The sequence below is a fragment of the Atribacter sp. genome (assembly GCF_035418125.1).
Classification (GTDB): domain Bacteria; phylum Atribacterota; class Atribacteria; order Atribacterales; family Atribacteraceae; genus Atribacter; species Atribacter allofermentans.
In genome coordinates, this window is record NZ_DAOLQM010000285.1 from 1 (window position 1) to 2,585 (window position 2,585).

Here is a 2,585-nt window from a genome sequence, read left to right on the forward strand (position 1 = left end):
ATATTGTACAATAAAGGGTTTTCAATTTAAATAACTGTTAATCTTTATTGTTTCTTCTATTTTGTAAAACTGTAACCACCCTGTTAGGGTGTGGCATCACTCCGTTGGAGGGAAATTGTTTATTCGTCATTGCGAGACCTCGTTTTTTGAGGTCGTGGCAATCTCTTGAGGTTGATCTTTTGTAATTCCTCTTATTTCAACCTATTGGCGAATATAATAAATTAAGCCCAGATAAAAAGATGGGAATCTCACGGAATTGAGGTCAAAAACACCTAAATTCATCAGAATGAAGGATTGGCTAAATGAGATTGCCACGTCGCATAGAACATTCCTCGCAATGACGGATAAGATGGTTGGAATTTTCCTGTCTGCGCGGTCTTCTGCCTGTTGGCAGAAATCTCCCCCTCGCCCCCTCGCCCCCTCGGTCTTTATCCCTTCACTGTACTTTCCTCGATAAAATGGTAGAATTGAATATAACATTTCATCGCAGGTTTCTTCATGCGAAAGGAGGGAAAAAGGTGGATTCGACTAAAATTCAGCATTATAAAAGGGTATTGCTGAACCTACAATCAAGAATTAACCAATTGTTAACCATAGAGCAGAACTATCTTCGTGAATTCAATCCTTTAACCGAATCTCGCGATGAAGGTGATTTCAGCCAAGCAACTGTAGACCGAGAGATGGGGCTTCTCTCGCGTGATGCCCTTTTACAAATTTCCAAATTGATTGAATCATCTTTAAAAAAAATTGAAGACGGAAGTTATGGAATTTGCGAGAGGTGCCATCAGGAAATTCCTGAAGGCCGTTTAAAAGCCTTGCCCTATACTCCCTACTGCGTCAGCTGTCAATCAATCATCGAAAAAAAGTACGAAAAATAAAAGACCGAGGATCGATTACTATGACCCCCGGTCTTTAGGTTTTTATCGCCAGTCAAGTACTGGCCATTCTCTCTAAATTCTCCAAGCGATCCTCATACACTAGAGCAATACTTTCACCCAATTCCTTTGGATATTCAATTCCTCGATCTAAAACCTGCCGTTGATAGTCAGAGAGATGGAAATATTCAACCAAATATTGAGTTGCCTCTTCAATGTCAAAAGGCTTGCAGGAAAATACATCAACGCTCAGATAGCCCTTTGCAGGGAAAGTGTGGATACTAATATGACTTTCAGCGATTATGACAATACCAGAAAGGCCACTTTCTTGGGAAGTATCTCCCTGATAGCGGAATACATAAGGCGGCATAATCTTCGTCATATGCATCCGATCTGGATACTCATCCAAAAATGCCCGGACGCGATCCAAATCCTGGAGTAACGACGTGTTGATGGTAAAACCATCCAACACAAGGTGAGTACCGGCTTCAAAGATCTTTTTCATCGGGTATCCCCCCTTTCTCATATTCACGAGAATAAAATTGTCCCCCCGGAAATCATCATTCCGACGGAGACAAAAAGAAATAGTCACAGTTTGTATGCCAAACCATGACTATTTCTCTATTCAATTCTCAAGATAAAAAAATGACTGATGAATTTTTCTCATCAGGTGCTCCCACCCAGACTTTATTGTCCAGAAAAAACCAAATGGGTGCACTCACCCTCGGGGAAGGGGCCCTTCCCTCTGCGAGTGTTTTGGAGGGACTCCCATTAGGACACTATATGATGTCCTTCTTTTTTGCCCTCAATTCCACCCCCATAAAAAATCATAACATTGCAATTATATACCCTCCCCCCCTGGTGTCAATAGGTTGTGGAAAAAGTTTTGAGTAACCCATTAGATGGTAGAAAACGAGCATCCTATGCTGAAAAGAATGCTATAGGCTTGATTTATCAAGCCTATTCTCAATCAGTCATTGCGAGGAGCGTCTGGTGCGACGTGGCAATCTAATTCTTTATTTTCATTCATCGTATACCTCAACCCTTTTCCCAACCTTCAATACCAATATAAGAAGATGATTTTCCTGAATTGTATAAATAACACGAAACTTTCCTATTCGGTATCGAAAGAATCCCTTGAAATTGCCCTTGAGTGGCATACCAAGCTTTATTGGATCTCGAGCTAAATATTTTTCAACTTTACTAATGATTGATAATGCAATTTTTCGGTCAATTTTTTTTAAATCCTGAACCGCATCTTTATGCCACAGAATCTGGTAATTCATGATTCAATTTCTTTTTTAACTTCTTTGGTAGTATAGTAGTCACTTCCTGGTTGGGAAAACCTTTCAAGCGCAACATAATAATCCTCAATGTCTTCGAGATAACGAGTCAACGCTTCCTTAACATAAAAGCTCTTGGATCGTTTTGTTGATTGAGCTAATATATCTAACTTTTTTTCAAGATCTTTAGGTAAACGAATAGATATCATTTTGTCATCACCCAATATCATTGTAATACATCGATTACGTTAGTGCTACATTAAACAGGGGTAATAAATTGCTGCCCCTGCGTTTATTAATTGTATTTTAATGTGGTTTGTTTTATCAAACCAATCAGCTCTCCATCATTCAGAGTTCCTTCTCTCTTGATGGGAGAAGGTGAGGATGAGGGTGAAAGCCCAGGATGAGATTCTGGTTAGTTGCTTAA

5 protein-coding genes are annotated in these 2,585 nt (G+C 39.7%); 2 read left to right on the forward strand and 3 right to left on the reverse strand.

Annotated features, from left to right (window positions below; genetic code table 11):
- The first annotated feature begins 518 nt into the window (after window positions 1-518).
- Complete coding sequence (locus PLK24_RS10565) at window positions 519-878, forward strand: TraR/DksA family transcriptional regulator (protein WP_324478940.1); 360 nt, start codon at window positions 519-521, stop codon at window positions 876-878.
- A gap of 52 nt (window positions 879-930) precedes the next feature.
- Here the strand turns inward: PLK24_RS10565 and speD are convergent, their stop codons facing one another.
- Entirely contained in the window at window positions 931-1,380 is a 450-nt protein-coding gene (gene speD, locus PLK24_RS10570; protein ID WP_324478942.1) for an adenosylmethionine decarboxylase, read from the reverse strand.
- A 369-nt stretch (window positions 1,381-1,749) separates the two neighbouring features.
- Here speD and PLK24_RS10575 point away from each other — a divergent pair, with 369 nt between their 5' ends.
- Complete coding sequence (locus PLK24_RS10575) at window positions 1,750-1,887, forward strand: hypothetical protein (RefSeq protein ID WP_324478943.1); 138 nt, start codon at window positions 1,750-1,752, stop codon at window positions 1,885-1,887.
- 10 nt (window positions 1,888-1,897) lie between these two features.
- On the opposite strand, the gene PLK24_RS10580 is transcribed toward PLK24_RS10575, so the two are convergent.
- Both PLK24_RS10580 and relB read right to left on the reverse strand, forming a co-directional pair.
- Entirely contained in the window at window positions 1,898-2,161 is a 264-nt protein-coding gene (locus PLK24_RS10580; RefSeq protein WP_324478945.1) for a type II toxin-antitoxin system RelE family toxin, read from the reverse strand.
- Window positions 2,158-2,367: a type II toxin-antitoxin system RelB family antitoxin gene (gene relB, locus PLK24_RS10585; protein WP_324478946.1), complete on the reverse strand. Its 210-nt coding sequence runs from the start codon at window positions 2,365-2,367 to the stop codon at window positions 2,158-2,160. The genes PLK24_RS10580 and relB overlap by 4 nt, the downstream gene beginning before the upstream one ends.
- Window positions 2,368-2,585: the final 218 nt, after the last annotated feature.